Origin of the sequence: Streptomyces venezuelae (assembly GCF_008642375.1) — a bacterium.
Lineage (GTDB): Bacteria > Actinomycetota > Actinomycetes > Streptomycetales > Streptomycetaceae > Streptomyces > Streptomyces venezuelae_G.
In genome coordinates this window covers 1,960,584-1,984,079 of sequence record NZ_CP029194.1, presented here as the reverse complement: position 1 = coordinate 1,984,079, position 23,496 = coordinate 1,960,584, and the positions used below count along the sequence as shown (strand labels likewise).

The following is a 23,496-nucleotide window of genomic DNA, read 5'->3' as shown; positions in this document are numbered from 1 at the left end:
GCCGCCGGCGGCGCCGAGCCCGCCGCCGCTCGACGTGCCCGCCCGGGCCGTCCGGCTCCCGGTCGTTGAGCGGCTGCGGGCGTCGTTAGCGTCAGGTCCATGCCAGTGGAGTTCTTGACCGACGAGCAGGCGGCGTCGTACGGGAAGTTCAACGAGGAGCCGACCCGGCCGGAGCTGGAGCGGTTCTTCTTCCTCGACGACGAGGACCGCAAGCTGGTCGCGAAGCGGCGCGGTGATCACAACCGGCTCGGGTTCGCTCTCCAGATGTGCACCGTGCGCTACATCGGCCGCTTCCTCCCGGACGACCCGCTGGACGTTCCGTGGGCGGTGGTGGAGTACCTCGGGGACCAGCTCGGCATCGAGGACGTCAGCTGCGTGAAGCAGTACACCGAGCGCAAGCCGACGGCGTACGAGCACGCGTGGGAGTCCGGGACGCGTACGAGTACCACGAGTACGAGGATGCGGAGTGGGGGCGGAAGTTCCGTAGGGCTACAGGCGCCGCGCTTGGCGATAGACCGGGGTCTCGGGCGGGCCCGACGCCATGTGGCTGGCTAGTGCATCAGCTCGGAGTGGGGGTGCTCGGGCGTCGCCGGGCACACGTAGAGCTGCTGGTCGTAGCCGCTTCCGATCTGGACGGCAGTGGGCTGGCGACGTTCGTAGGGGTCGAAGCCCGGGAGTGATTCATCCGCCGGTTCCTGGTGCGGGAGCCAGCTGCTGTCGTCGTCGCTCTCGAACGTGGCGATCGTCAGTAGGGCATCCATGTCACTGCCGCACGCAGTGCAGAGCCGAGGGCCGGGGTCGGTGGAGGTCCACCGCGGCCAACCGCCGACTTTCCAGCCGGGCGCGCCCGCCAGTTCACTGTCATAGAACTCCTCCGGGCACGACTCGTAGTCACTGTCTATCTCCACGTCGGCGGCCTGCCACATGCGCCAGTTCCCGAGCTGCTCCTGCAGTTCCTTGCTCACCTCCAGGTGGTCGGGGTATTCGGTGACCTGCTCGGGGCGGAGCAGGCACGGCTCGGGGAGGTAGTCGTCGAACTGCATCGCGGGCGGTTCGGGGGGCGTGGTGAGGATGTCGGTGACCGTGGCTGTCGACCGCCAGAACAGGGCGGTCTTAGGCATGATCGGGTGGTCGAAGGGGCACCAGAGGACCCGGAGCAGGTCTGCTCCTTCGGGTGTGGGCAGATCGGGCACGTCCCGCTTGTACAGCTGCGCGACCGGCAGCATCGCGATGGAACCCTCATACGGGGCGACCGCGACCTTCACTGGGTACTTCCGAGGAGGGGTGATCCGCTCCAGGGTTTCTCGTTCCTGATCGGTCAGGCTCCGTCCGCGGGAGGCGGTACTGATGCGCCGCTTCAGCCTCACGTCCGTGGGCGGCAGCGCCCGGTTGATCCCGTCCACTACATGAGGTTCCTCGCAGTGCGGCCACGGCTCGTCGGCGGGCCACAGCAGTGGTCCGCCGATGGAACTGTCCTGCGGTGACGGGGTCCCCCGGCGGGGGTGCAACCGGGTCGCCGTGCGGGCCAGCGGAGCCAGCTGAGGGAAGACCGTGGTCACATCGAACGGCCGCGGCGGAGTGGTCGGGGTACTGTTCATAAACTCGATCTTGCCAACTGGCTATGACAATGGGACCCGCAACCGCGTGCCCCAAGGCCGGACATGGCGCACTCGCTGGAGAACTCCCCGAGGTCCCCGGACCCTGCGTCCCGAACCGAGGGTGACGAGGGCCGGCTTCTCACCCACGGTGGCGGCCCGGTCGGCGGCGAGGCCGAGGCAGCCGACGGAACCGGGAAGGCGGTCGGCGGCGAGCCGGGGACGGCCGGCCGCCTGCCGGAGACGGACCGCGGGGGTCAGGCGGTGTGGGCGACCGGCCGGCGTGCCGCGCGGGCGCCGTCGTACCGCTCCACGAGGAGCGCGGCCAGTTCGGGGGAGGGGCCCAGGACGTCCGCGAGGACGTCCGCCTCGGCCGCACCGGCGGCGATGCGGTCCGGGAGACGGCCCGGGGCGATCACGTACGGGGCGACGGCCACCCGGCGCACGCCCGGGTCGGTACGGACGAGCCGTACGGCCTCCTCCGTGCGGGGGAGAGATGCGGAGGCGAACGCGGGCCGCACGGAGCACCAACCGGTGCGCCGCAGCTCCCGCGCCGTTTCTGCGATCACCGCGATCGCCTCCGGGTCGGTGGAGCCCGCCGAGGCCAGGACGACCCCGGTCGTGCTCTTGTCGCCGGGCCTGAGCCCGGCCTCGTACAGCCGCCGTTCCACCGCTTCGATGAGGAGGGGAGAGGGGCCGAGGACCTCCGCCTGGTGGATCCGCAGGGACGGCGGAGCCTTCCGAAGGACGGCGGGGATGTCGGCCTTCGCGTGGAAGGCCCGGGTCAGCAGCAGCGGCAGCGCCACCACGTCCCGTACCCCGTCGGCGGCGAGCCGGTCGAGGACACCCGCCACCGACGGCAGGTTGAAGTCCAGGAACGCCGTCTCCACGCGCAGCCCCGGCCGCAGCGCGCCGGCCCGGCGCACGAGCGCCTGGACGGTCGCCGCGTGCCGCGGGTCGCGGCTGCCGTGGGCGATGACGAGGAGGGCGGGCCTGTTCACGGTGCGGCTCAGCCCTTCGCCAGCAGGCCGCGACGACGGAGCACCGTGCGCTCCAGCGGGCTGAAGATCAGCAGGTCGATGGCGATACCGACGATCAGGATCAGGATGATCGCCAGGAAGATCCCGGCCATGTCGATGTTGTTGCGGCCGTGCTCGAGCAGCTGGCCGAGGCCGACTCCCAGGTCGGGGGAGGACGCGATGATCTCCGCGGCCATCAGCGAGCGCCACGAGAAGGCCCAGCCCTGCTTGAGACCGGCCAGGTAGCCGGGGAGCGCGGCCGGCATCACGATGTGCCAGGCGCCCCTGAGCCCGGTCGCGCCGAGCGTCTGGCCGGCCCGCAGGTAGAGCGGGGGGACCTGGTCGACGCCGGCGACGAGGCCGTTGGCGATCGACGGGACGGCGCCCAGCAGGATCACCGCGTACATCATGCTGTCGTTGAGGCCGAGCCAGAGCACGGCCGGTGCCACCCAGGCGACCGAGGGGAGCGACTGGAGGCCGGAGAGGATCGGGCCGATCGCCGCGCGCACGAACTTCACCCGGGAGACGAGGAGTCCCAGCGGGGTGCCGATGGCGAGCGCCATGAGGAAGCCGAGCAGCGCCCGGGACACGCTGGTCCACAGGACTTCGAGGAGCGTGCCCTCCAGCCACATCGTGGTCAGGCTGTCCCAGACGGCGGACGGGGCGGGGAGCTTGTACTCCTCGGTGACCTTCCCCCAGACCAGCAGCTGCCACACGACCAGGATCAGCGCGACCGCGATGACCGGCGGGAGCACCTTCTTGAGGAGGACCTCACGGACCGGGGTCCGCCGGATCTGCACACTGTCCAGGGCGTCCAGACCGGCTTCCAGACCGGCGAGGTCGTCGGCCTTCCCCGTCCTCGGGGTCTTAGGAGTGGTGTCAGTGCTGGCCATGACGGCGGATCTCCCCACGCAGGTGCTCGGTGATCTCGACGGAGAGCTCCGCGACGTCGGAGTCCTCGATGCGGCGCGGCTGCGGGATGTCGATCGTCCACTCGTGGGCGATCCGGCCGGGCCGGGACGAGAGGAGGACGACGCGCTCGGCCAGCCGCACGGCCTCGCGGACGTTGTGGGTGACGAAGAGCACCGACAGCTTCGTCTCCCGCCAGATCCGGGTCAGCTCGTCGTGCAGCACGTCCCGGGTGATGGCGTCGAGCGCGGCGAACGGCTCGTCCATCAGGAGCAGATCGCTGTCCTGGGCGAGCGCGCGCGCCAGGGCGACCCGCTGGCGCATGCCGCCGGACAGCTCGTGGACGCGCTTGCCGTACGAGCCGCCGAGCCGCACGAGGTCGAGCAGCCGCTCGGCCTCCTCGCGCCGCTCGGCCTTGGGTACTCCGCGCAGCCGCAGGGCCAGTTCGATGTTCTTGCCCGCGGTGAGCCACGGGAAGAGGGCGTGCTCCTGGAACATCAGGGCCGGCCGGCCGCCGGGGGTCTCGATGGACCCCGCGGACGGCCGGTCGAGCCCGGCGACCAGGTTGAGCAGCGTGGACTTGCCGCAGCCCGAGGCACCCAGGAGGGTGACGAACTCGCCGGGGGCGACATCGAGCGAGATGTCGTCGAGGACGAGCTGTCCGCCGGCGGGTCCGCCGAAGGACTTGGAGACATGCTCGATACGGGCGGCATGGGTCACCGCCGTGCGGTCCTCGGCCTTGGCGAGCGTCGCGGTCGTGGCCATGGTCGTCACCTCCTGGGTATGAGCTGCGGCTGGTTACTTCGCGCCGAGACCGGCGTCGGAGACCTCGGGCTGCCCCGCGGCCTTCAGGACCTTGTTGAGCGGCTTCAGGTCGTAGATGCCGGACAGCTCGGGCTTCTCCAGGAGGCCTGCCTTCACCGCGTGGTCGGCCTGGGCCTGGAGCGTGGCCGCCAGCGGATCGTCGGTGAACTGGATGGACGGCCACGCGGCGTCGATCACCTTGTCACCGAGCGCCTTGCCGGAGATCGTCTTGAGCTTGGCGTTGGCCGAGGCCTTCGCCTTGTCCGGGTTGGCGTTGATCCACTCGTTGGTCTTCACCGCGCCGCGCAGGAAAGCCTCGACGACGTCCGGGTGCGCCGTCAGGAACTTCTGCGACACGATGATGTTCGTGATGACGAACTTCTTGTCCGGCCACAGGTCGGACTCGTCGAGCAGGACCTTCGCGCCGTCGCTGACCAGCTTCGACGCGGTCGGCTCCGGCACCCAGGCGCCGTCGATGGCGCCGGAGCCGTAGGCGTTCGGGGTCACCTTGTTGTCCGTGCGGACCACGGAGACGTCACCCTTGCCGCTCTTGGCGTCGACCTTCCAGCCCTTCTCGGAGATCCAGTTGAGGAAGGCCACGTCCTGCGTGTTGCCGAGCTGCGGCGTGGCGATCTTCTTGCCCTTGAGGTCGTCCAGGGTCTTGATCTTCGCGGGGTTCACGACGAGCTTCACGCCACCGGAGGCCGAGCCGCCGATGATGCGGAGGTTGGTGCCCTTGGTCTTGACGTAGCCGTTGATGGACGGCGAGGGGCCGATGAAGCCGATGTCGATCGAGCCCGCGTTGAGGGCCTCGATCTCGGACGGACCGGCGTTGAAGGTGGTGGGCTTCAGCAGGGTGCCGCCCAGTTCCTTCTGGAGGATGCCCTCCTGGTCACCCACCAGCGCGGTGGCGTGCGTCAGGTTGGGGAAGTACCCGAGCCGTACGGTGTCGGCGGAGAGCTTCTTGCCCTCGGCGGCCACCTTCTTCTCGTCGTTCTTGGCCTCGGAGCCGTAGCCGCAGGAGGCGAGTGCGCCGATCAGCAGCGGCAGGACGGCGGCGGCGGCCAGGCCGCGGCGCAGGGTGGTACGGGTGGTGGCAGGCACGGGAAGTGTTCCCCTCGATGTCAACTTCTGCGAAGTCTGCGTCTATGTCGTTCGGGGTGGATCGGGTGGAGCCGCGTCGCACCGCTCGCGCGGTGCGTGGAGGTCGGCGCGCAACATCGCGCAACGCCTCCCTGGCCCGTGCCGAGGGTGCCGCCGCCCACGCGACCACCCTCCTTGGCGAAGGTGGCGTAGATGTCCTGGAACATCAGAAGTCCCACCCCTCCACGTCCTCGACGACCGAGACGGCCTTGGTGGTGGCGAAGGACTCGCCCGCCATGCCCGCCGCGAGCGTGGTGCCGTCCGCCGGGTCGATCAGCAGGAAGGAACCGGTACGGCGCGAGTCCGCGTACGCGTCGAGCGCGAGCGGCTCGGCGGTGCGCACGACGACCCGGCCGATGTCGTTGGCGACCAGCTGCCCGGGGTTCGGGTGCTGGGAGAGATCGTCCAGGGTCAGCCGCGAGGGGATCTCCTTGACGATGGCCTTGACCGTGCGGGTCGTGTGCTTGAGCAGCACCCGCTGGCCCACGGCGAGGGGCTGGTCGGCCACGTGGCAGACCGTCGCCTCGACGTCCTGGCTGGTCGCCGGGGCGTCACCGACCGGGGCGAGCAGGTCGCCGCGCGAGATGTCGATGTCGTCGGCGAGCCGGATCGTGACCGACTGCGGGGCCCAGGCGATGTCCACGGACTCGCCGAGCGCGTCGATCCCGCTGATCGTGGAGGTCTTGCCCGACGGCAGGACCGTGATCTGCTCGCCGACGCGGAAGGCGCCCGCCGCGATCTGACCGGCGTAGCCCCGGTAGTCGGGGTGCTCGGCGGTCTGCGGGCGGATCACGTACTGGACCGGGAAGCGCGCGTGGCAGGCCGTCAGGTCGTGGCTGACCGGGACGGTCTCCAGGTGCTCCAGGACCGTCGGGCCGCCGTACCAGTCCATGTTCGCGGACGGCTCCACGACGTTGTCGCCGGCGAGCGCCGAGATCGGGATCGCGGTGATCTCCGGGACGCCGAGCTCGGAGGCGTACGTCGTGAACTCCTCGGCGATCGCGGCGAAGACGGGCTCCTGGTAGTCGACCAGGTCCATCTTGTTCACGGCCAGGACCACGTGCGGGACGCGGAGCAGCGCGGCGACGGCGGCGTGCCGGCGGGTCTGCTCGACCACGCCGTTGCGGGCGTCGACCAGGACGACGGCCAGCTCGGCGGTGGAGGCGCCGGTGACCATGTTCCGGGTGTACTGCACGTGGCCGGGGGTGTCCGCGAGGATGAAGCGGCGGCGGGCGGTGGCGAAGTAACGGTAGGCCACGTCGATCGTGATGCCCTGCTCGCGCTCGGCCCGCAGGCCGTCGGTCAGGAGTGCCAGGTCGGGCGCCTCCTGGCCGCGCTTGATCGACGCGGCCTCGACGGCCTCCAGCTGGTCGGTGAGGACCGACTTGGAGTCGTGCAGGAGACGGCCCACCAGCGTGGACTTGCCGTCGTCGACGGAGCCGGCGGTGGCGAAGCGCAGCAGGGTGGTCGCCGAGACGTCGGCGAACTCGGCGAACTGGTCGGTCGTGTTCGTCATGGCTAGAAGTACCCTTCGCGCTTGCGGTCTTCCATCGCGGCCTCGGACATCTTGTCGTCGGCGCGGGTCGCGCCCCGCTCGGTGAGGCGGGAGGCGGCGATCTCGGCGATGACGGCGTCGAGCGTGGTGGCGTCGGAGTCGACGGCACCGGTGCAGGACATGTCGCCGACGGTGCGGTAGCGGATGAGCCGCTTCTCGACCGTCTCGGTGTCCTTGGGGCCGCCCCACTCGCCGGCGGTCAGCCACATGCCGCTGCGCGCGAAGACCTCACGCTCGTGCGCGAAGTAGATCTCCGGCAGCTCGATGCCCTCGCGGGCGATGTACTGCCAGACGTCCAGCTCGGTCCAGTTGGAGAGCGGGAAGACCCGGACGTGCTCGCCGGGCGCGTGGCGGCCGTTGTAGAGCTGCCACAGCTCGGGGCGCTGCCGGCGCGGGTCCCACTGCGAGAACTCGTCGCGCAGCGAGAACACCCGCTCCTTGGCGCGGGCCTTCTCCTCGTCGCGGCGGCCGCCGCCGAAGACCGCGTCGAAGCGGTGCTGCTGGATCGCCTCGGTCAGCGGGACGGTCTGCAGCGGGTTGCGGGTGCCGTCCGGGCGCTCGCGCAGCTTGCCCGCGTCGATGTACTCCTGCACGGAGGCGACGTGCAGCCGCAGCCCGTGCTCGGCCACGACCCGGTCGCGGTAGGCGAGGACCTCGGGGAAGTTGTGCCCGGTGTCGACGTGCAGCAGCGTGAAGGGGACCGGCGCCGGGGCGAAGGCCTTCAGCGCCAGGTGCAGCATGACGATGGAGTCCTTGCCGCCGGAGAAGAGGATCACCGGCCGCTCGAACTCGCCCGCCACCTCGCGGAAGATGTGGACGGCCTCCGACTCCAGGGAGTCGAGGTGCGACAGCGCGAACGGGCTGTCGGTCGTCTCGTGGACGTTGACGACGGTGGTCACAGCAGACCCCTCTCGGTGAGCAGCGCGTGGAGCTGCGCCGCGGACTCCTGCACGGTCTGGTTCTGGGACTCGATCCGGAGATCGGGCGTCTCGGGGGCCTCGTACGGGTCGTCGACGCCGGTCAGGCCGCTGATCTCGCCGGCGGCCTGCTTGGCGTAGAGGCCCTTGACGTCGCGGACCGAGCAGACCTCGACGGGGGTGGCCACGTGCACCTCGACGAAGGTGGTGCCCTCGGCGGCGTGGCGCTTGCGGACCGCCTCGCGGCTGTCGGCGTACGGGGCGATGACCGGCACCAGGACCTGCACGCCCTGCGAGGCGAGCAGCTCGGCGACGAAGCCGATGCGCTGCACGTTGGTGTGCCGGTCCTCGCGGGTGAAGCCGAGGCCCGCGGAGAGGAACTCGCGGATCTCGTCGCCGTCGAGGATCTCGACGCGGTGGCCCTCGTCGCGGAGGCGGCCGGCCAGCTCGTACGCGATGGTGGTCTTTCCGGCGCTCGGCAGGCCGGTGAGCCAGATGGTGACACCGGTCACGTGGTTCTCCTGGGAGGTGTGGGAGATCTCGGGGGAGGTCTGAGGGGTGGGGGTCATCAGCCGTGCAGTCCGCACTCGGTCTTGTTGCGGCCCGCCCAGCGTCCGGCGCGGGCGTCCTCGCCCTCCAGGACACGACGGGTGCAGGGGGCGCACCCGACGGAGGCGTAACCGTCCGTCAGGAGCGGGTTGGTGAGGACCCCGTGCTCCATGACGTACGCGTCGACGTCGTCCTGCGTCCAGCGGGCGATGGGGGAGACCTTGACCTTCTGCCGCTTCTCGTCCCAGCCGACGACCGGGGTGTTCGCCCGGGTCGGGGACTCGTCGCGGCGCAGGCCGGTGGCCCAGGCGCTGTAGGCGGTCAGGCCCTCCTCCAGCGGCTTGACCTTGCGCAGCGCGCAGCACAGGTCGGGGTCGCGCTCGTGCAGCTTCGCGCCGTACTCGGCGTCCTGCTCGGCCACCGTCTGGCGCGGCGTCAGGGTGATGACGCTGACGTCCATGACGGCGTCGACGGCGTCCCGGGTGCCGATGGTCTCCTCGAAGTGGTAGCCCGTGTCGAGGAAGACGACGTCCACGCCGGGCCGGACCCGCGAGGCGAGATGGGCGACGACCGCGTCCTCCATGGAGGACGTGACGCAGAAGCGCGCGCCGAAGGTGTCCACGGCCCACCGGAGGATCTCCAGGGGCGAGGCGTCCTCCAGGTCACGGCCGGCCTGCTCGGCGAGTGCCTTGAGGTCGGCCGCGGTGGCGTCCTGATCGATCTGGGTGACCGTCATATCTCTTCCCTTCCAGGGGTGTTGCCCGAAGTGCCCGGGGCGAGCAGCCCCAGGAACTTCAACTGGAAGGCACGGCTGCACGTGGCGCATTCCCAGGCGCCGTGACCCTGCTCGTTCGGACGCAGGTCCTCGTCCCCGCAGTAGGGGCAGTGGAACGGTGCGGCTCGCTCGCTCATGAGAGGGATTCCTCCGAGGCGCGGGCCGTCCAGGTCGCGAACCGCTCGCCGTCCTCGCGCTCCGCCTGGAAGCGCTTGAGGACCCGCTCCACGTAGTCCGGGAGCTCGGCGGCGGTGACCTTGAGGCCGCGGACCTTGCGGCCGAAGCCGGCCTCCAGGCCGAGGGCGCCGCCCAGGTGCACCTGGTAGCCCTCGACGCGGTTGCCCTCGTCGTCCAGGACCAGCTGGCCCTTGAGACCGATGTCCGCGACCTGGATACGGGCGCAGGCGTTCGGGCAGCCGTTGATGTTGATCGTCAGCGGCTCGTCGAACTCCGGGATGCGGCGCTCCAGTTCGTCGATGAGCGAGGAGCCGCGGCCCTTCGTCTCGACGATCGCGAGCTTGCAGAACTCGATGCCGGTGCAGGCCATCGTGCCCCGCCGGAACGGCGAGGGGGTGACCCGCAGGTCCAGCGCCTCCAGGGCGGAGACGATGCCCTCGACCTGTGCCTCCTCGATGTCGAGGACGAGCATCTTCTGCTCGGCGGTGGTGCGGACCCGGCCGGAGCCGTGCGTCTCGGCGATCTCGGCGATCTTCGTCAGCGTGGCGCCGTCGACCCGGCCGACGCGCGGCGCGAAACCGACGTAGAACCGGCCGTCCTTCTGCCGGTGGACGCCGACGTGGTCACGCCACTGGCCGGCGGGCTGCTCGGGGGCGGGGCCGTCCGGCAGCTTGCGCTTGAGGTACTCGTCCTCCAGGACCTGGCGGAACTTCTCCGGGCCCCAGTCGGCGACCAGGAACTTCAGACGGGCGCGGTTGCGCAGCCGGCGGTAGCCGTAGTCGCGGAAGATCGAGATGACGCCCTCGTACACGTCCGGGACCTCGTCGAGCGAGACCCAGGTGCCGAGCCGGACGCCGAGCTTCGGGTTGGTGGACAGGCCTCCGCCGACCCACACGTCGAAGCCGGGGCCGTGCTCGGGGTGACGCACGCCGACGAACGCGATGTCGTTGATCTCGTGCGCCACGTCGAGCAGCGGCGAACCGGAGACCGCGGACTTGAACTTGCGGGGCAGGTTGGAGAAGTCCTTGTTGCCCACGATCCGGCGGTAGATCTCGTCGATGGCGGGCGTGCCGTCGATGATCTCGTCCTCGGCGATCCCGGCCACGGGCGAGCCGAGGACGACACGCGGGGTGTCACCGCAGGCCTCGGTGGTCGACAGGCCGACCGCCTCCAGGCGGTTCCAGATCTCGGGGACGTCCTCGATGCGGATCCAGTGGTACTGGACGTTCTGCCGGTCGGTGATGTCGGCCGTGCCGCGGGCGAACTCCTCGGAGATCTCACCGATCACCCGGAGCTGCTGCGTGGTCAGCCGGCCGCCGTCGATGCGGACGCGGAGCATGAAGTACTCGTCGTCCAGCTCCTCCGGCTCCAGGACGCCGGTCTTGGTGCCGTCCAGACCCTGCTTGCGCTGGGTGTAGAGGCCCCACCAGCGCATGCGGCCGCGGAGGTCGTTGGGGTCGATGGAGTCGAAACCGCGCTTCGAGTAGACCGTCTCAATGCGTGTCCGCACATTGAGACCGTCGTCGTCCTTCTTGAACTGCTCATTGCCGTTCAGCGGGGTGAAGTGCCCCACGGCCCACTGACCCTCGCCACGGTGGCGCCCGGCCTTGCGGCGGGCGGCGGCGGGTGTGGGGTTTTCCGGGGTGGCGGCCATGGCGTTTTGTCCTTCGGGACTGCGAGAGGGCGGCTCTGACCTGCACACTCGCGCTGAGGTCAGAGGGTGGCGCGTCAGTGCGCAGCAGGGTCGGGCAGAGGAGAGATCGCGGCGGTGCTGGTGGTGTCAGCGCGCCGGACAGATGGCGCTGGACATGCGGCCGAGGTCGACGTGCCGCCGACTCACCAAGGCAGTTCCAGTTCCAGACATGACGGAAGCGTGTCACGGGACTTTGGACGCAGTCCAGCATCGTCCGTTATTTGGACAGAACTGTCTCGGTGTGCGAGATGCTGTGTTCCAGGTCACGTAAAAGGGGCCCCGGCGGGGCCCCTTCAACGTAATCGCTGCGTGGTTCAGGCGTGAGCCCCGGGCCACGGGCCGGGGGTCTCCGACTCCTCGACCTCCTCCACCTTCGTGTCGAAGAGCCGGAAGCCGCGCCGCTCGTAGTTGGCCATCGCGTGCGGACCGTCGAGCGAGCAGGTGTGCAGCCAGACACGCTTCGTGGCCTCCCGGTCCGGCCAGCGCTCGGCCAGGTCCCAGGCGCGCCGCACGCCCTCGGAGAGGAGGTGGCCGCCGATCGCGCGCCCCCGGAAGGCGGGGATCAGGCCGAAGTAGACGATCTCCACGACGCCGTCGGGCTGCGGGTCGAGCTCCACGTATCCGGCCGGTGTCCCCCGGTCGTACGCCACCCAGATCTCGGCGCCCGGCTTCTCGACGATCTCCTGCCACTGCTTGTACGTGAGCGAGAGCCGGTCGTTCCAGCGGATGTCGCCACCGACCGCCGTATAGAGGAAGCGGCTGAACTCCGCCGAGGGCACCTCGGCCCGGGCGATCGTGATGTCGTCGCCCTCCGGGAACCGGGCGGGCCGGAGATCGGCCGGGGAGGTCTGTTCGAGGGACCAGGTGGTGAGCGTGATGTGCATGGGCCCATCGCATCACGAGCCCCGCCGGGGAGGCGACCGGGGTCGGCCGCCGCGGCCGGGGGCCCGGTGGTCCCGGTGGTCCCGGTGGGAGAGGTGGGAGAAGTGAGCGGAGTGGGCGGAGTGAGCGGGGTGGGCGGGGTGTCCAAGGAGTGGGACGGAGGTCCGCGGGGGCCCGGCCGCGCTACGCCTCCGTGGCCGTCCTGGCCGCTCTGACCGCCGGGGCCGTCGAGTGGGGGAGGAGGTCTGCCGGACGCTCCGGGCGGCGGAGCTCCACCGCCACCTCTTCGCGGAAGCGGTACGGGCGGTGGGCCAGGACGCCCGCCAGGTTCCGGCGCACCCGCGACATCTCCGCACGCACGGTCACCGTCCTCGTACGGTCGCCGAAGACGTCGTCCGCCAGCTCCGCGGCCGTCCGGCCGTCGCGGTGCAGCGCCAGGACGTAGAGGAGCTCCGCGTGCCGGGGGCTGAGCTCCTGCTGCCAGCTGCCCGCCTCCCCCGAGACGTCCACCGTCCAGCGGCGCGGCCGGCTCAGGTCGAGGACCACGCGGCTCGCCGCCGGTGCGCCGGACTCCACCGGCCGGGGCTCCTCCTCCACCCGCAGCAGCCAGCCGCCGGGCAGCGGCTCCACCGCGCACAGGCCCAGCGAGGGCAGCCAGACCCGCCCCGCGCGGAACGACTTGGGCAGCGGGATCCGGTCCACCGGCGCGAGACCCGTCACCGCCGCCGTCCAGCCGTGGATGTCGACCGCCACGGCCCGCCCGCCCACCCGGCACAGGATCGGCGCGGCCACCGCCCTCAGCCGCTCGACCGACCCCCGGTGCCGCTCCCGCATCTCGGCCTCGGCGAGCTGGGCGACCGAGGCGACCAGCGCCAGCATCGCCGGATGGAAGCTGGACGCGGGACCGCTCACGTCCAGGATCCCCAGGAGCCGCTGGTCGCGCGGATCGTGCACGGGCGCGGCGGCACAGGTCCAGTTGTGCAGCGTGTGCACGTAGTGTTCGGCGGAGTGCACCTGCACGGCCCGGCCCATGGCGAGGGCCGTGCCGACCGCGTTCGTCCCGGTCGCGTGTTCCGTCCAGGCCGCGCCCTCCTCCAGACAGATGCCGTTCGCCTGGCGCAGCACCGCGAGGTTCCCCTGGCGCCACAGGACCCGGCCGTGCTCGTCGGTGACCACCATGATCTGGAGAGAGGTGTCGGCGATGCCGGCGAGGCCGCCGCTGAGCGTCTGCATCACCTCGGCCAGGAGCGTGCTCCTGCGCCGCTGCTCCAGCTCGTCCCGCTGGAGCAGCACGCTGCTCGTGCCCTGGTCCGGGTCGAGTCCCAGCCGGGCCATCCGCTGCCACGACGCGTCGATCACCGCGCGGGGCGCGATCGGCGGCGTACGGCCCGCGAGGGTCTCGTCGCGGACCCGGTGCAGCAGGCGGGCGGCCTGAGCGGCGTCCATGGCGGCCAGCCGCTTCATGTCGAGCTGAGTGTTCTTCATCGGTCTCTCCCAGCCACCCGTGGTGCTGTATCGGTTCTGCATAGGGCAGATGTCCGGAGTGTCGCTGCCCATGGTGCCGTTCGGGGCCGCCCGGCGCGGCCCGGTTCGGGTAATCCTGCAACCCTTTGCAACTCTGGCGACCCACCGGCCGCGTGCCCGAGGGTGGAACGAGCGGTGGGTGGTGCCGTGTCGGCGCAGCACCACCCCCGCTCTCCGCTCTCCGCGCGTGCCGACCCTCCGGGGTCCACCCCTGGTACGCGCGGCTCAACTCCTCAGGCCCGCGGGAGACGCTGCCGCCCGGGCCGGCCGTACGACGTGTCAGACCGCCACCCGCGCCCGCTCCACCACCGCCCGCAGGTCCAGCGTGTGCGGCAGCGTCCCGAACGTCGACCCCCCGTCGCCGCCGAGCCGCGAAGCGCAGTACGCGTCGGCCACCTCTGGGGGCGCCCACCGCACGAGCAGCGCCCCCTGGAGCACCAGTGCCATCCGCTCCACGAGCCGACGCGCCCGCGCCTCGACCCCCTCCAGATCGGCCAGTTCGCCCAGCAGGTCCCGGATCGCCCGGTCGAGGCGATGGTCCGCGCCCCGCGCCGCCCCCACCTCCCGCAGGAACGCGTCGAACGCGCCGGGCGCGGTCCGCAGTGCCCGCAGCACGTCGAGCGCCTGCACGTTCCCCGAGCCCTCCCAGACCGAGTTGAGCGGCGACTCGCGCAACAGCCGCGGCAGCCCCGACTCCTCCACGTACCCGTTGCCGCCCAGGCACTCCAGGGCTTCCGCCACCACCGGCGTGCACCGCTTCGTCACCCAGTACTTCGCCACCGGCACGGTGATACGGAGGAAGGCCCGCTCCCGTTCGGCGCCCGGGCCGTCCGCGTCCACCGCGTCGTACGCCGCCGCCAGACGCATCCCCAGCACCGTCGCCGCCTCCGACTCCAGCGCCAGATCGGCGAGGACGTTCCGCATCAGCGGCTTCTCGATCAGCACCCCGCCGAAGGCCTCGCGGTACGCGCAGTGGTGCACGGCCTGCGCCACCGCCTGCCGCATCAGCGCCGCCGAGCCGAGCACACAGTCGAGGCGCGTCGCCGCCACCGCGCCGATGACCGTCCGGACCCCGTGCCCCTCCTCGCCGATCCGGCGCGCCCAGGTCGTCCCGTCGAACTCGACCTCGGCGGAGGCGTTCGAGCGGTTGCCCAGCTTGTCCTTCAGCCGCTGGATCGCGAACGCGTTGCGCGAGCCGTCGGGCAGGACCCGCGGCAGCAGGAAGCAGGTCAGCCCCGCCGGAGCCTGCGCCAGGACCAGGAAGGCGTCCGACATCGGCGCCGAGCAGAACCATTTGTGCCCGGTCAGGACGTACTCCCCGTCGGCCGCCAGCGGACGCGCCTCCGTCGTGTTCGCGCGTACGTCGCTGCCGCCCTGCTTCTCCGTCAGTGCCATCCCCAGCAGCGCCCCGGGCTTCTCGGCGACGGGACCCGGCTCCCGCTCGTACACGTGCGAGGTCGCCGCCGGCTCCCACACCTCCGCGAGCTCCGGTTCGGCGCGCAGCGCGGGCACCGACGCGTGGGTCATGGACAGCGGACAGACGTGCCCCGCCTCCGCCTGGGACACCACGAGGAGCCCTGCGGCGCGCCGCACATGACCACCCGGACGGCCCCACGCATCCGTGAGCCCCGCCGCCACCGACTTGCCGAGCAGCCGGTGCCAGGACGGATGGAAGTCGACCCGGTCGATCCGGTTCCCGTACCGGTCGTGGGTCCGCAGCCGCGGCGGGTACGTGTTCGCGAGCTCTCCCCACTCCCTGACCTGCTCGGATCCCCACGCCCTGCCCAGCATGCCCAGCTCGTCGCGGACCTCCGCCAGGAGCTCGGGGGCGAGATGCCGCTCGACCGCCTCCGTCAGCGTCCGATCGCACGTGAAGACGTCGTATCCCACCAGGGGCGGAGCCTGGTTGGTCACGGTGTGGGTGCTCGCTGCCATGCCGATACGGTAAGCAGGTGCAGGCAGCAAGCGAAACACCCGATCGGCCCGAGCGGCGGCCCTGGAGCAGGCTCCACCGAGCGCGCGTCCTCTACCGCAACGTCTCCAAGCGGAAGATGGTCTGGCTCCTCCTCAAGGACACCGTCAACTCGTGCATCGAGTACCGCATCCTCGGCCTCGCCGCCGAGGCCGCGTTCTTCACGCTGCTGTCGCTGCCGCCCCTGCTCCTCGGCCTGATCGCCCTCCTCGGCTACGCCGACGACTGGACCAACACCGACACCGTCGCGAGCATCGAGGAGAACATCCTCCGCGCCGCCGGAACGGTCCTCTCCGACCGGGGCGTCCGCGACATCGCCAAGCCCCTCCTCGACGACGTCACCCAGGGAAAACGGCCCGAACTCGTCTCCCTCGGCTTCGCCATCGCCCTCTGGTCCGGCTCACGCGCGGTGAACGTCTTCATCGACACCATCACCGTCATGTACGGACTCGACGGCCACCGCGGCATCGTCAAGACCCGGCTCCTGGCCTTCCTGCTCTACATCGTGGCCCTGATCATCGGAGCCGTCGTCCTGCCCCTCGCGGTCGTCGGTCCCGACCGCGTCGTCGAACTGGTGCCCTGGGGTACAGAAGTCGTCGCCGTCCTGTACTGGCCGGCCGTCATCCTGCTCTCCGTCGCCTTCCTCACGACGCTCTACCACGTGTCCGTACCCGTCAGATCGCCGTGGATCGAGGACATCCCCGGCGCCCTCGTCGCGCTCGGCATGTGGGTCCTCGGCAGCTTCCTGCTGCGGATCTACCTCACCAGCCAGGTCGAGGGACCGACCATCTACGGCTCCCTCGCCGCGCCCATCGCCGTCCTCCTCTGGATCGGCATCTCCGCCTTCGCGGTCCTCGTCGGCGCCGCGGTGAACGCCGCGATCGACCGGGTCTGGCCCTCGGTCGCCACCGCCGCGGCCCGCGAGGCCAACGAACGCGCCCGCGCCGTCCAGGCCGCCGAGCTGGTCGCCCGCGTCCGCGCGGAGGCGGAGGACGTCGACGAGGACGACCCGGACATGCCCTCCGAGTTCCCCGAGCGCTGGTCCAAGTTCCTGCCCCCGGACGACGTGAAGTCGCGGATCCACTCGGGCTGGGAGAAGGAATGAGGCGGCGCGCCGCCGGGTCGTAGGCTCGGAGGATGTACGAGGAGCGCCCGGCCCTGCTCGACGGAGCCGTCCTGTGGACGAGCGTCCCGGCGAGGGACACCCGTCCGGTACGTCCCGTCCTCCCCGACGGCTGCATGGACCTGATCTGGGCCGACGGCCGGCTCCTCGTCGCCGGGCCCGACACGCGCGCGTACGTGTCCGGGGAGACCGCCACGCGGTACGCGGGCATCCGCTTCGCACCCGGAGAGGCGCCCGCGATCCTCGGCGTACCGGCCCACGAGCTGCGCGACCGGCGGGTCGCCCTCGGCACGCTCTGGGGCGAGGCCGAGGCGCGACGGCTCGGCGAACGGATCGCGGAGGCCCCCGACCCGGGCGCGGCCCTGGAGGCCCTGGCCCTGCGCACGGCGGCCGGCGCCCCCGCCCCCGACCCGCTGCTCCGGTCCGTCGTCGCCCGCCTGGACGCGGGCCGTCCGGTCGCGGAGACCGCCGACGCGGTCGGACTCGGCGCCCGGCAGCTGCACCGGCGCTCCTTGGAGGCCTTCGGCTACGGCCCCAAGACACTCGCCCGGATCCTCCGCCTCCAGCGCGCCCTGGCCCTGGTCAGGGCCGGCCTGCCGTACGCCGAGGCCGCCCTCCGCGCGGGCTGCGCCGACCAGGCCCACCTCGCGCGCGAGACGAGGGCCCTGGCCGGCACGACACTGAGCGACTACGAGGCGTCCGCCGGAGCGTCGGCCTGAGCTGTCACGAGGCGTCCGCCGGCGCGTCCGCGAAGAGGGACACCCCGTTGCCGTCCGGGTCCAGGACCACCGCGTAACGCTGTCCCCAGACCGCGTCCCAGGGCTTCAGATGCCCGCCGTGGCCCGCGCCCACGAGCTCCTCGTACAGCGCGTCCACGTCCTCGGGCGTGGCGCACCGGAAGGCGAGCTCGATCCGGTTCCCGCCCTCGGGGCGCCGCCAGGAGGGATCGAAGGAGCGCACCGTCTCCTCCGTGTCCCAGGCGATGCGCAGCCCGCCGGGCAGCGCGGCCTCCACGTGCGGGGCGGTCTCCGCCCCGGCCGGGACGTCCAGGCCGAGACGGCGGTAGAAGGCGAGCGAGGCGGCCATGTCCGAGACGACGACGCCGACGAGGTCGAGGCGGGGCGTGATGCGAGGTGCTGTGTCCATGCCCCGCACGCTAGGACCTGCGGGGCGGCTCCGTCTTGAACGAAACGGACGCGCGCGCCGACCTCCCGGGAGCCCGGGGAAATCCGCCGCGAAAGACCCGTGACGGGTCCGCGGAGGCCCCCGTGAAGGTGCTTCTTGTACAAGATCGCTTGTACGAGATCGCTTGTACGAGATCGCTTGTACGAGAGCGCGACAAGACACAGGAGGTGTGACCGATGGCTGTCATCACGAAGGGCCTCGCCCACACGCGGATGCTCGTCCACACCACCTCCGCGGCCACCGGCTGACCTCACTCTCCGTCTTTCAGCGCCGGGGCCGCCCCTGTGCGGGGTCCCCCTTGTCTCTCCGTTCTTCGGTTCCGTCTTCTTCTTCGTCTTCCTCCCTCGCCGCTTCCTCCTCGCTGCTCGACGTCCACGGCTGGGACGCCGGCTGGGCCGAGGCCTTCGCCCCGTACGAGGCTCAGGGACCGCTCCCCGGCCGGGTCGTCCGGGTCGACCGAGGACAGTGCGACATCGCCACCCCCGAGGGGATCGTGCGCGCCGACACGGCGTGATCCTCGCGGCCGACGTCGACACGCGGTCATCGCCGTCTCGCTCGCCGTCGAGCTGGACCTCGGCCGGATCGAACGCTTCCTCGCACTCGCCCGGGAGTCCGGCGCGAACATGCATCGGAGAGTGATCTCCTCAGAGCGCAGCCCAGGCTCGTGTGGACCTCACCTTGTGCGGGCCGGGAGTCGAGGTTGAGGGCGGTGACGGTGAGCGCGCACCGTGCGGTCTCGCGTCGGCCGTGCCCTTTCTGGCGGTCGTGGCGACGCATGGTCACCTCCGGCCAGAGCGGGACATCGACCGGCGAGTGACGCCGTCCGCGTCGGTCACGCGGGTTGGCCAGGGTGTTCAGTCGGGTTGCCGGCGCGAGGACTGTCCGGAAGTGAAACTGACACTCCCTCCCCAGGGACGCGAGTGCGCAGACCGTGCCCGTGTGTCCATGCAGGTCCCCAACGGCCTCGCACCCGCGTGACCTGAAGCGTGTTGCAGAAGGTCGCGTTCAGGCAGGTCAGGACCTGGTTTGGTGCCGGTCTGGTCATGTGGTGAGGGCGAGGTTGTGCATGTGGGCGACGGCCTGGACCGCGTGATGGAGGCCGTTGCCGCGCTGGCGGCAGTCGCGGAGGATCTTGTAGTGCTTCATGCGGGCGAAGGCGTGCTCGACACGGGCCCGGACCTTTCGGTGCTCGGCGTTGTCCTCCTCCTCTCCCGGCAGGAGGGCTCGGCCGGGGCGTTTGCGGTGCGGGACGACGAGCCCGGTGCTGATGTAGGCGCCGTCGCCCAGCACGGTGACCCCCTTGTAGACGGTGGCCAGGCCGGAATCCCGCCACACTTTCGCATCCGCGGTGGTGCCGGGCACCGGCCGGGCCGCCGCGATGACGAGTTTCGTGTCGGCGTCGATGATGACCTGCACGTTCGCCGAGAACCGGTAGTTGCGTGAGGACGCCCCGGTCTTCCGGTCGCGGACAGGGATGAGAGTGCCGTCCACGATCCACAGCCGTTCCACCGCATCGGTGGGACGGGTGGCCGGCTCGATGACCAGCAGCGGCCGCAGCCGCTGGATCACCCGGCAGGCCGTCGCCGACGAGGCGCCGAACAGCGGAGCGAGCTGCCGCATCGTGAGGTTCGTCCGGTAGTAGACAGCCACCAGCAGCACCCGGTCGGCCAGCGGCAGGCACCACGGACGGCCGCCACCAGGCCCGTTCCCGCCCCGTTCCCGGACCACCTTCAGCAGCCGCTCGAACTGCCGCATTCGCAGACCCGTGAACGTCTTCACCCACAACGGCTCGGCCCTCAACACCCCACGCATGCAAGGGAAATGTCCACCCCGCAGCCTTCTGTGACACGCTTGGGTCCGGCCGACCGTGCCGGGCTCGCGGGCCCGGCACCGCACCGGCCGGGTCCGCGCCCTGCCCCGGACGACGGCTTCGACACGAACGCGACGGCGGTGGGGCCGCTGCGACGGTCCGTGGCGAGACGTACGGTACGCAGGTACGAGCACGGGAGGGGAGACCATGGGCGACTGGTTCCAGACGATCGTCGACACCGAGGCCACGCCGGAGGAGGTGCAGGGGCTCGCGGCGAACGTACTCGACTGGCTGATCGCAGACGGCTTCGTCTCGGCGGAACGCACCGACTGCGTCCTCGGCGCCGACGCCGGGCACGCACCGGGGCCGCGGTACGGCGAAGCCGTCGAGGACCCGGATCCCGAGCTGGTCCATATGTGGAGCAACGGCCTGCACGTCACCGTGGAGCGTACGGTCTTCGATGCCGGGCAGGGTGAACCCTCGGCCGTCACCTGCCCGCACTGCGCAGCGGAGGTACCCCTCGTCGACGAGCGCTGGTCGCCCCTCGACGAGAAGTGGGCACTGTTCGCGGACGCGGTGGGCTCCTGGGCCGAGGGGGAGGACGAGCCCGTCGCGTGCCCGTCCTGCGGCCGGACGGCTCCCGTGCACACGTGGCGCTGGGCGGACGACTACTTCGCGTTCGGCCATCTTGGATTCACGTTCTGGAACTGGCCTACGCTGCGCCCCGAGTTCGTCGCGGACTTCTCGCGCCGCCTCGGTGGCCACCGCACCGTACTGCTCGAAGGCAAGCTCTGACGGGACATGAAGAGCGAGGGCCTCGTCCGCCGGCGCGTGACCGACGGCATCGAGATCGCTTTCGCCCGCGCGCTGCACGGCCGACTGCGAAAGCCCCGCGCCCGCCGCCTGCTCGACCGGATCACGGGAACCGTCATCGCCGCCTTCGGCGTCCGACTCGCCCTCGGCGACTGAGCGGCACACCCGGGAAGCGGCACGGGACCGGATCAGGACGTCGGCCGGTCCCCGTTCCCTTCTCCTGCGTCGGAATCGGCACCGGTATCGAACGACGTGGCCGGGGCCAGGCGCTCGACGAACGTCCGGAAGTCCGGGGCCAGGGGAAGTTCCATGCCCTCCTCCACATCGAACCACGTCACGGACGGTTCCCCGTCCCTCCCGCACGCCCGGTAGTCGAGGGCGATCCAGCAGTGGCCGTCACGGGACAGCAGGACCAGAGGGGAGGGAAGACCCCACTCCTCGACGAGGTAGGGGGTGTCCAGCAGGGACAACTGGTCCTCGTGGCGGCCGATGCCCATCAGGTCGTCGAACGGGACGTGGTCCTCGCTCCACGACGTCGGTACGTCGGTCGGGAACGCGTTCCACGACTCCGCCACCGCGCCGCCGTTCCGGACCTGCAGGACCTCCAGCAGCGACGCCGGCAGACGGACGCCGAGCCGACGCTCCGCGTCCTGGACGGCGGTGTCCGTCAGTGGGGGCTGGACCCCGTACCGGCCCTCGCCCCAGAAGTCCGCCCCGACCTCGTCGAACCGTGCCATGAACGCATCCTACGGATCCCCGCCCACGGATCCCCGCCCACGGGTCTGCCGACCCCTGTCGTCCGCAGGGGCGGGCAGGCGTCACAGCTCCCGGTCCCCAGGGGCGAACGGGCCGGTCGCGGGGGCCACGCACTTGTCGACGACGGTCTCCGCGCCGGCCGCCGTGCCCTCCAGGCAGAGCTTCCCACCCTTCTCACGCAGGTCGACGAAGAACAGGGTGGTCGCACCGGACTGCTTCAGGCCGTGGACGCGGTCGTCGGCGTAGTCGAGGCCACCGAGAATCGTCCTGACCTTCGCGGGGGTGGGGTCGGCCAGGTCCAGGAGGGCCTCGGCGACGCGCTGCTCGTGGTGGACGCCCGCGCACCAGTCACGTCCGTCCAGCTCCACCTCCGGCCCCGCCGTGGGCATGACCGGTTCGACCGGAGGCCGCTCGCCGGGCGGCAGTGCCGTCGGCATGCTCGACGGGCCGCCCGCCGGGGGGCCGGGGACCGGCGGGGCGACGGGCGGGGTGCCCGGAGCGGGGCACGTCCGCTCGATGTACTCCCGCAGCTCCGCGAGGGTCGGAGCGGACTGCCGGCTCTCCCCGGTCTGCGGGCCTTCCGCGCTCTGGCGGCTCCCCACGGCCTCCGCGCGCACGGCCTGCTCCCCGCCAGCGTCCGTCTTCGCGGTACCGCACGCACCGAGCGCCAGCACGGCGAGGGTCGTCACGGCCAGGGCGAGCCGTGTCCGACGTGCGGAGCGTGGGAACGTGCTGGTCGAGGAAGGAGTTCGTCTCATGGACACAGCTTCTGACCGAGCCGCCTTCCCGTGCGTGAGTACGCGTACTCACATGGGCGGGATCGTGCACTCAACTCGATGAGAGGTGGGGAGACTTCAACTTGGCCTTCGGCCGCCCAGTACGTGCCACAGACAAAGCCTATACATCTGAACAGAATTCCTGACTCAGAAGACTAGGGGGCGGTCGTCAGTCGGCGCCGCTGAGGTAGACCCGGCTGGTGTGCGCGTCGACCTGCGTCACCGCGATCTTCAGCCAGTCGAGATCTTCCTCGCACGGTGCGCACACCTGACCTTCACGGACCTTCGCCGACAGGTCGGGTTCCGGCAGCCCCAGGTGCGAGAACGGCGTCGACGGGTTCGTGTTGCGGGCGAGTGGCTGTTCCCGCAGGCTGAGCGGTTCCTCCGGCTTCAGCTGAGCGACGAAGCCGTCTACCTCGGTCGTAGGGAGGACGAAAGCCATGATCAGACCGTCGTCCTGGAACCCCGCCAAGTGCGCCGCCTTCGCCTCCGTCGCCGTGGCGGGCGTCCGTACGTGTAGCGTCTTGGCCACCGACTCCACGGTGGCCGTGTCCACCCAGTGCGACACCTGCCCTGAGGAGCGGCCGGCCGCCGGAGTTCGGTTCTCCGCCGCCCCCGAGCATCCGGCCACCTGCAGAGCAGTGAGGATGCTCATCGCCCCAGTAAGCGGGGGGTGTCACCTGCTTCGCGGGTCCCTCGCCCCGTCTCTGGCCGAGGCGATGAAGGCGATCCGGGTGAAGGGGTTCGTCATCCTCGACGGCACCCTGCTGCCGATCGACCGGATCGCCGCCGACACCCCGTACTGCTCCGGGAAACACAAGCGCCACGGCATGAACGTCCAGGTCCTCACCGACCCGTGCGGACGGCGGCTCTGGGCCTCGCCGGCTCTGCCCGGCTCGACTCGTGACCTGACCGCCGCGCGACACCACGGGATCGTCGAAGCCCTCACCGAAGCAGGACTCAAGTGCTGCGCGGACAAGGCGTATCAAGGTGCCGGCGGACCCGTCCGGGTACCGTTCCGAGGCCGCCGGCTCAAGCGGTGGAAGCGCCGCCACAACACCACCCACGCCAGGATCCGCTGTCTCGGCGAGCAGGCCATGGCCACCCTCAAGGGGTGGCGTCTCCTGCGGAAGCTCCGCTGCAGCACCAATCGAGTCACCGACGTCGTGAAGGCCGTCCTCGTCCTTTACCACGCATCAACGTGAGGTTGGAAAAAGCTCATTGGATCACGGCGCCACGAGGTTTCCCTCGGGGCGTAACGACGGAGCGTCCGCGGCCGCCGATGTCGGGCGGGTGAGGTCTCGGATTTAATCGGTGGTGCCGCGCCCTGGGACGGGGTTATGGTTCTGCTCATCCGCTCCCAAACAGGGCGCGGTGTTGGTTCGTTGAGAAGAAGCAGGAGGTGAGGACATTGATGACTGTCACGGTGACGGGCTCTGCCCGCATTCAGGAGTTCATCGTTCCCACCCCTGTGGTCTCCGGCTGACACCCACTCGACTTCCGCGTGCTCGGAGCGCGC

Annotated in this window: 24 protein-coding genes and 3 pseudogenes; 7 read left to right on the top strand and 20 right to left on the bottom strand. The window is 71.0% G+C overall.

Features of this window, described 5'->3' with window-relative positions:
• Nucleotides 1-99 precede the first annotated feature (99 nt).
• Nucleotides 100-426, top strand: a pseudogene (locus DEJ46_RS08820) (DUF4158 domain-containing protein); the annotation flags it as partial.
• A gap of 125 nt (nucleotides 427-551) precedes the next feature.
• On the opposite strand, the gene DEJ46_RS08815 reads toward DEJ46_RS08820, so the two are convergent.
• The 15 genes from DEJ46_RS08815 to DEJ46_RS08745 all read right to left on the bottom strand — a co-directional run bounded on the left by DEJ46_RS08815 (nucleotide 552) and on the right by DEJ46_RS08745 (nucleotide 15,477).
• Nucleotides 552-1,598 (bottom strand): hypothetical protein, encoded by a 1,047-nt coding sequence (locus tag DEJ46_RS08815; RefSeq protein WP_150264988.1) that lies wholly within the window; start codon nucleotides 1,596-1,598, stop codon nucleotides 552-554.
• Between the two features lie 254 nt (nucleotides 1,599-1,852).
• Complete coding sequence (locus DEJ46_RS08810) at nucleotides 1,853-2,596, bottom strand: sirohydrochlorin chelatase (RefSeq protein WP_150264987.1); 744 nt, start codon at nucleotides 2,594-2,596, stop codon at nucleotides 1,853-1,855.
• Between the two features lie 8 nt (nucleotides 2,597-2,604).
• Nucleotides 2,605-3,507 carry an ABC transporter permease gene (locus tag DEJ46_RS08805; protein ID WP_150264986.1) on the bottom strand — a complete coding sequence of 301 codons (903 nt, stop codon included), beginning with the start codon at nucleotides 3,505-3,507 and terminating at the stop codon, nucleotides 2,605-2,607.
• Nucleotides 3,494-4,288: an ABC transporter ATP-binding protein gene (locus DEJ46_RS08800; protein ID WP_150264985.1), complete on the bottom strand. Its 795-nt coding sequence runs from the start codon at nucleotides 4,286-4,288 to the stop codon at nucleotides 3,494-3,496. Before DEJ46_RS08800 ends, DEJ46_RS08805 begins: the two co-directional genes overlap by 14 nt.
• Before the next feature lie 33 nt (nucleotides 4,289-4,321).
• Nucleotides 4,322-5,431 (bottom strand): aliphatic sulfonate ABC transporter substrate-binding protein, encoded by a 1,110-nt coding sequence (locus DEJ46_RS08795; RefSeq protein WP_150264984.1) that lies wholly within the window; start codon nucleotides 5,429-5,431, stop codon nucleotides 4,322-4,324.
• Between the two features lie 205 nt (nucleotides 5,432-5,636).
• Nucleotides 5,637-6,986, bottom strand: coding sequence for a sulfate adenylyltransferase subunit 1 (locus tag DEJ46_RS08785; RefSeq protein WP_150264983.1), 1,350 nt, complete (start codon nucleotides 6,984-6,986; stop codon nucleotides 5,637-5,639).
• A 2-nt stretch (nucleotides 6,987-6,988) separates the two neighbouring features.
• The gene (cysD, locus tag DEJ46_RS08780; RefSeq protein WP_141295251.1) at nucleotides 6,989-7,924 is read right to left on the bottom strand and encodes a sulfate adenylyltransferase subunit CysD; all 936 of its coding nucleotides are present in this window, start codon (nucleotides 7,922-7,924) and stop codon (nucleotides 6,989-6,991) included.
• Entirely contained in the window at nucleotides 7,921-8,511 is a 591-nt protein-coding gene (gene cysC, locus DEJ46_RS08775; RefSeq protein WP_150264982.1) for an adenylyl-sulfate kinase, read from the bottom strand. Before cysC ends, cysD begins: the two co-directional genes overlap by 4 nt.
• Nucleotides 8,511-9,227: a phosphoadenylyl-sulfate reductase gene (locus tag DEJ46_RS08770; RefSeq protein WP_150264981.1), complete on the bottom strand. Its 717-nt coding sequence runs from the start codon at nucleotides 9,225-9,227 to the stop codon at nucleotides 8,511-8,513. Before DEJ46_RS08770 ends, cysC begins: the two co-directional genes overlap by 1 nt.
• Complete coding sequence (locus DEJ46_RS08765; RefSeq protein ID WP_150264980.1) at nucleotides 9,224-9,403, bottom strand: hypothetical protein; 180 nt, start codon at nucleotides 9,401-9,403, stop codon at nucleotides 9,224-9,226. The genes DEJ46_RS08770 and DEJ46_RS08765 overlap by 4 nt, the downstream gene beginning before the upstream one ends.
• Nucleotides 9,400-11,097: a nitrite/sulfite reductase gene (locus tag DEJ46_RS08760; protein ID WP_150264979.1), complete on the bottom strand. Its 1,698-nt coding sequence runs from the start codon at nucleotides 11,095-11,097 to the stop codon at nucleotides 9,400-9,402. The genes DEJ46_RS08765 and DEJ46_RS08760 overlap by 4 nt, the downstream gene beginning before the upstream one ends.
• 126 nt (nucleotides 11,098-11,223) lie before the next feature.
• The gene (locus tag DEJ46_RS40730) at nucleotides 11,224-11,307 is read right to left on the bottom strand and encodes a putative leader peptide (protein ID WP_312846743.1); all 84 of its coding nucleotides are present in this window, start codon (nucleotides 11,305-11,307) and stop codon (nucleotides 11,224-11,226) included.
• A gap of 143 nt (nucleotides 11,308-11,450) precedes the next feature.
• Nucleotides 11,451-12,020 carry a GNAT family N-acetyltransferase gene (locus DEJ46_RS08755; protein ID WP_150264978.1) on the bottom strand — a complete coding sequence of 190 codons (570 nt, stop codon included), beginning with the start codon at nucleotides 12,018-12,020 and terminating at the stop codon, nucleotides 11,451-11,453.
• A 181-nt stretch (nucleotides 12,021-12,201) separates the two neighbouring features.
• Entirely contained in the window at nucleotides 12,202-13,503 is a 1,302-nt protein-coding gene (locus tag DEJ46_RS08750) for a GAF domain-containing protein (RefSeq protein WP_150264977.1), read from the bottom strand.
• Nucleotides 13,504-13,821: 318 nt separating this feature from the next.
• A complete protein-coding gene (locus DEJ46_RS08745; protein ID WP_150264976.1) occupies nucleotides 13,822-15,477 on the bottom strand; it encodes an acyl-CoA dehydrogenase family protein in 1,656 nt (551 codons plus the stop codon).
• Between the two features lie 17 nt (nucleotides 15,478-15,494).
• Here DEJ46_RS08745 and DEJ46_RS08740 point away from each other — a divergent pair, with 17 nt between their 5' ends.
• Nucleotides 15,495-16,619, top strand: a complete 1,125-nt coding sequence (locus tag DEJ46_RS08740; protein ID WP_150264975.1) for a YihY/virulence factor BrkB family protein — start codon at nucleotides 15,495-15,497, stop codon at nucleotides 16,617-16,619.
• A gap of 32 nt (nucleotides 16,620-16,651) precedes the next feature.
• Complete coding sequence (locus DEJ46_RS08735) at nucleotides 16,652-17,356, top strand: helix-turn-helix domain-containing protein (RefSeq protein WP_150264974.1); 705 nt, start codon at nucleotides 16,652-16,654, stop codon at nucleotides 17,354-17,356.
• A 4-nt stretch (nucleotides 17,357-17,360) separates the two neighbouring features.
• Here the strand turns inward: DEJ46_RS08735 and DEJ46_RS08730 are convergent, their stop codons facing one another.
• The gene (locus tag DEJ46_RS08730) at nucleotides 17,361-17,765 is read right to left on the bottom strand and encodes a VOC family protein (RefSeq protein ID WP_150274246.1); all 405 of its coding nucleotides are present in this window, start codon (nucleotides 17,763-17,765) and stop codon (nucleotides 17,361-17,363) included.
• Between the two features lie 355 nt (nucleotides 17,766-18,120).
• Between DEJ46_RS08730 and DEJ46_RS39070 the strand changes: the two are divergent.
• Nucleotides 18,121-18,442: pseudogene (locus DEJ46_RS39070) on the top strand (GTPase RsgA); the annotation flags it as partial.
• A gap of 421 nt (nucleotides 18,443-18,863) precedes the next feature.
• Here DEJ46_RS39070 and DEJ46_RS08725 read toward each other — a convergent pair.
• The gene (locus DEJ46_RS08725) at nucleotides 18,864-19,634 is read right to left on the bottom strand and encodes a transposase family protein (RefSeq protein WP_150264973.1); all 771 of its coding nucleotides are present in this window, start codon (nucleotides 19,632-19,634) and stop codon (nucleotides 18,864-18,866) included.
• A gap of 205 nt (nucleotides 19,635-19,839) precedes the next feature.
• Between DEJ46_RS08725 and DEJ46_RS08720 the strand changes: the two genes are divergently transcribed.
• Complete coding sequence (locus DEJ46_RS08720) at nucleotides 19,840-20,427, top strand: hypothetical protein (protein ID WP_150264972.1); 588 nt, start codon at nucleotides 19,840-19,842, stop codon at nucleotides 20,425-20,427.
• A gap of 6 nt (nucleotides 20,428-20,433) precedes the next feature.
• Nucleotides 20,434-20,601 (top strand): hypothetical protein, encoded by a 168-nt coding sequence (locus DEJ46_RS08715; RefSeq protein ID WP_317852174.1) that lies wholly within the window; start codon nucleotides 20,434-20,436, stop codon nucleotides 20,599-20,601.
• Nucleotides 20,602-20,633: 32 nt separating this feature from the next.
• On the opposite strand, the gene DEJ46_RS08710 is transcribed toward DEJ46_RS08715, so the two are convergent.
• From DEJ46_RS08710 to DEJ46_RS39065, 3 genes are all read right to left on the bottom strand, one after another.
• Nucleotides 20,634-21,182 (bottom strand): SMI1/KNR4 family protein, encoded by a 549-nt coding sequence (locus tag DEJ46_RS08710; RefSeq protein WP_150264971.1) that lies wholly within the window; start codon nucleotides 21,180-21,182, stop codon nucleotides 20,634-20,636.
• Nucleotides 21,183-21,263: 81 nt separating this feature from the next.
• Nucleotides 21,264-21,959 carry a hypothetical protein gene (locus tag DEJ46_RS39780; protein ID WP_223834570.1) on the bottom strand — a complete coding sequence of 232 codons (696 nt, stop codon included), beginning with the start codon at nucleotides 21,957-21,959 and terminating at the stop codon, nucleotides 21,264-21,266.
• 187 nt (nucleotides 21,960-22,146) lie between these two features.
• A complete protein-coding gene (locus DEJ46_RS39065) occupies nucleotides 22,147-22,632 on the bottom strand; it encodes a hypothetical protein (RefSeq protein ID WP_190623346.1) in 486 nt (161 codons plus the stop codon).
• Between the two features lie 37 nt (nucleotides 22,633-22,669).
• Between DEJ46_RS39065 and DEJ46_RS08695 the strand changes: the two are divergent.
• A pseudogene (locus DEJ46_RS08695) lies at nucleotides 22,670-23,182 on the top strand (transposase family protein); the annotation flags it as partial.
• Nucleotides 23,183-23,496 lie beyond the last annotated feature (314 nt).

Excerpts from the sequence above, each read along its gene's own strand:
- DEJ46_RS08770 (WP_150264981.1), bottom strand. The coding sequence starts at position 9,227 with ATGACGGTCACCCAGATCGATCAGGACGCCACCGCGGCCGACCTCAAG.
- DEJ46_RS40730 (WP_312846743.1), bottom strand. The coding sequence starts at position 11,307 with ATGTCTGGAACTGGAACTGCCTTGGTGAGTCGGCGGCACGTCGACCTC.
- DEJ46_RS08710 (WP_150264971.1), bottom strand. The coding sequence starts at position 21,182 with ATGGCACGGTTCGACGAGGTCGGGGCGGACTTCTGGGGCGAGGGCCGG.
- DEJ46_RS08735 (WP_150264974.1), top strand. The coding sequence starts at position 16,652 with ATGTACGAGGAGCGCCCGGCCCTGCTCGACGGAGCCGTCCTGTGGACG.
- DEJ46_RS39065 (WP_190623346.1), bottom strand. The coding sequence starts at position 22,632 with ATGAGCATCCTCACTGCTCTGCAGGTGGCCGGATGCTCGGGGGCGGCG.
- DEJ46_RS08765 (WP_150264980.1), bottom strand. The coding sequence starts at position 9,403 with ATGAGCGAGCGAGCCGCACCGTTCCACTGCCCCTACTGCGGGGACGAG.
- DEJ46_RS08785 (WP_150264983.1), bottom strand. The coding sequence starts at position 6,986 with ATGACGAACACGACCGACCAGTTCGCCGAGTTCGCCGACGTCTCGGCG.
- DEJ46_RS08725 (WP_150264973.1), bottom strand. The coding sequence starts at position 19,634 with ATGCGTGGGGTGTTGAGGGCCGAGCCGTTGTGGGTGAAGACGTTCACG.
- DEJ46_RS08715 (WP_317852174.1), top strand. The coding sequence starts at position 20,434 with ATGAAGAGCGAGGGCCTCGTCCGCCGGCGCGTGACCGACGGCATCGAG.
- DEJ46_RS08815 (WP_150264988.1), bottom strand. The coding sequence starts at position 1,598 with ATGAACAGTACCCCGACCACTCCGCCGCGGCCGTTCGATGTGACCACG.
- DEJ46_RS39780 (WP_223834570.1), bottom strand. The coding sequence starts at position 21,959 with ATGAGACGAACTCCTTCCTCGACCAGCACGTTCCCACGCTCCGCACGT.
- DEJ46_RS08745 (WP_150264976.1), bottom strand. The coding sequence starts at position 15,477 with ATGGCAGCGAGCACCCACACCGTGACCAACCAGGCTCCGCCCCTGGTG.
- DEJ46_RS08805 (WP_150264986.1), bottom strand. The coding sequence starts at position 3,507 with ATGGCCAGCACTGACACCACTCCTAAGACCCCGAGGACGGGGAAGGCC.
- DEJ46_RS08750 (WP_150264977.1), bottom strand. The coding sequence starts at position 13,503 with ATGAAGAACACTCAGCTCGACATGAAGCGGCTGGCCGCCATGGACGCC.
- DEJ46_RS08755 (WP_150264978.1), bottom strand. The coding sequence starts at position 12,020 with ATGCACATCACGCTCACCACCTGGTCCCTCGAACAGACCTCCCCGGCC.
- DEJ46_RS08800 (WP_150264985.1), bottom strand. The coding sequence starts at position 4,288 with ATGGCCACGACCGCGACGCTCGCCAAGGCCGAGGACCGCACGGCGGTG.
- DEJ46_RS08720 (WP_150264972.1), top strand. The coding sequence starts at position 19,840 with ATGGGCGACTGGTTCCAGACGATCGTCGACACCGAGGCCACGCCGGAG.
- cysC (WP_150264982.1), bottom strand. The coding sequence starts at position 8,511 with ATGACCCCCACCCCTCAGACCTCCCCCGAGATCTCCCACACCTCCCAG.
- DEJ46_RS08760 (WP_150264979.1), bottom strand. The coding sequence starts at position 11,097 with ATGGCCGCCACCCCGGAAAACCCCACACCCGCCGCCGCCCGCCGCAAG.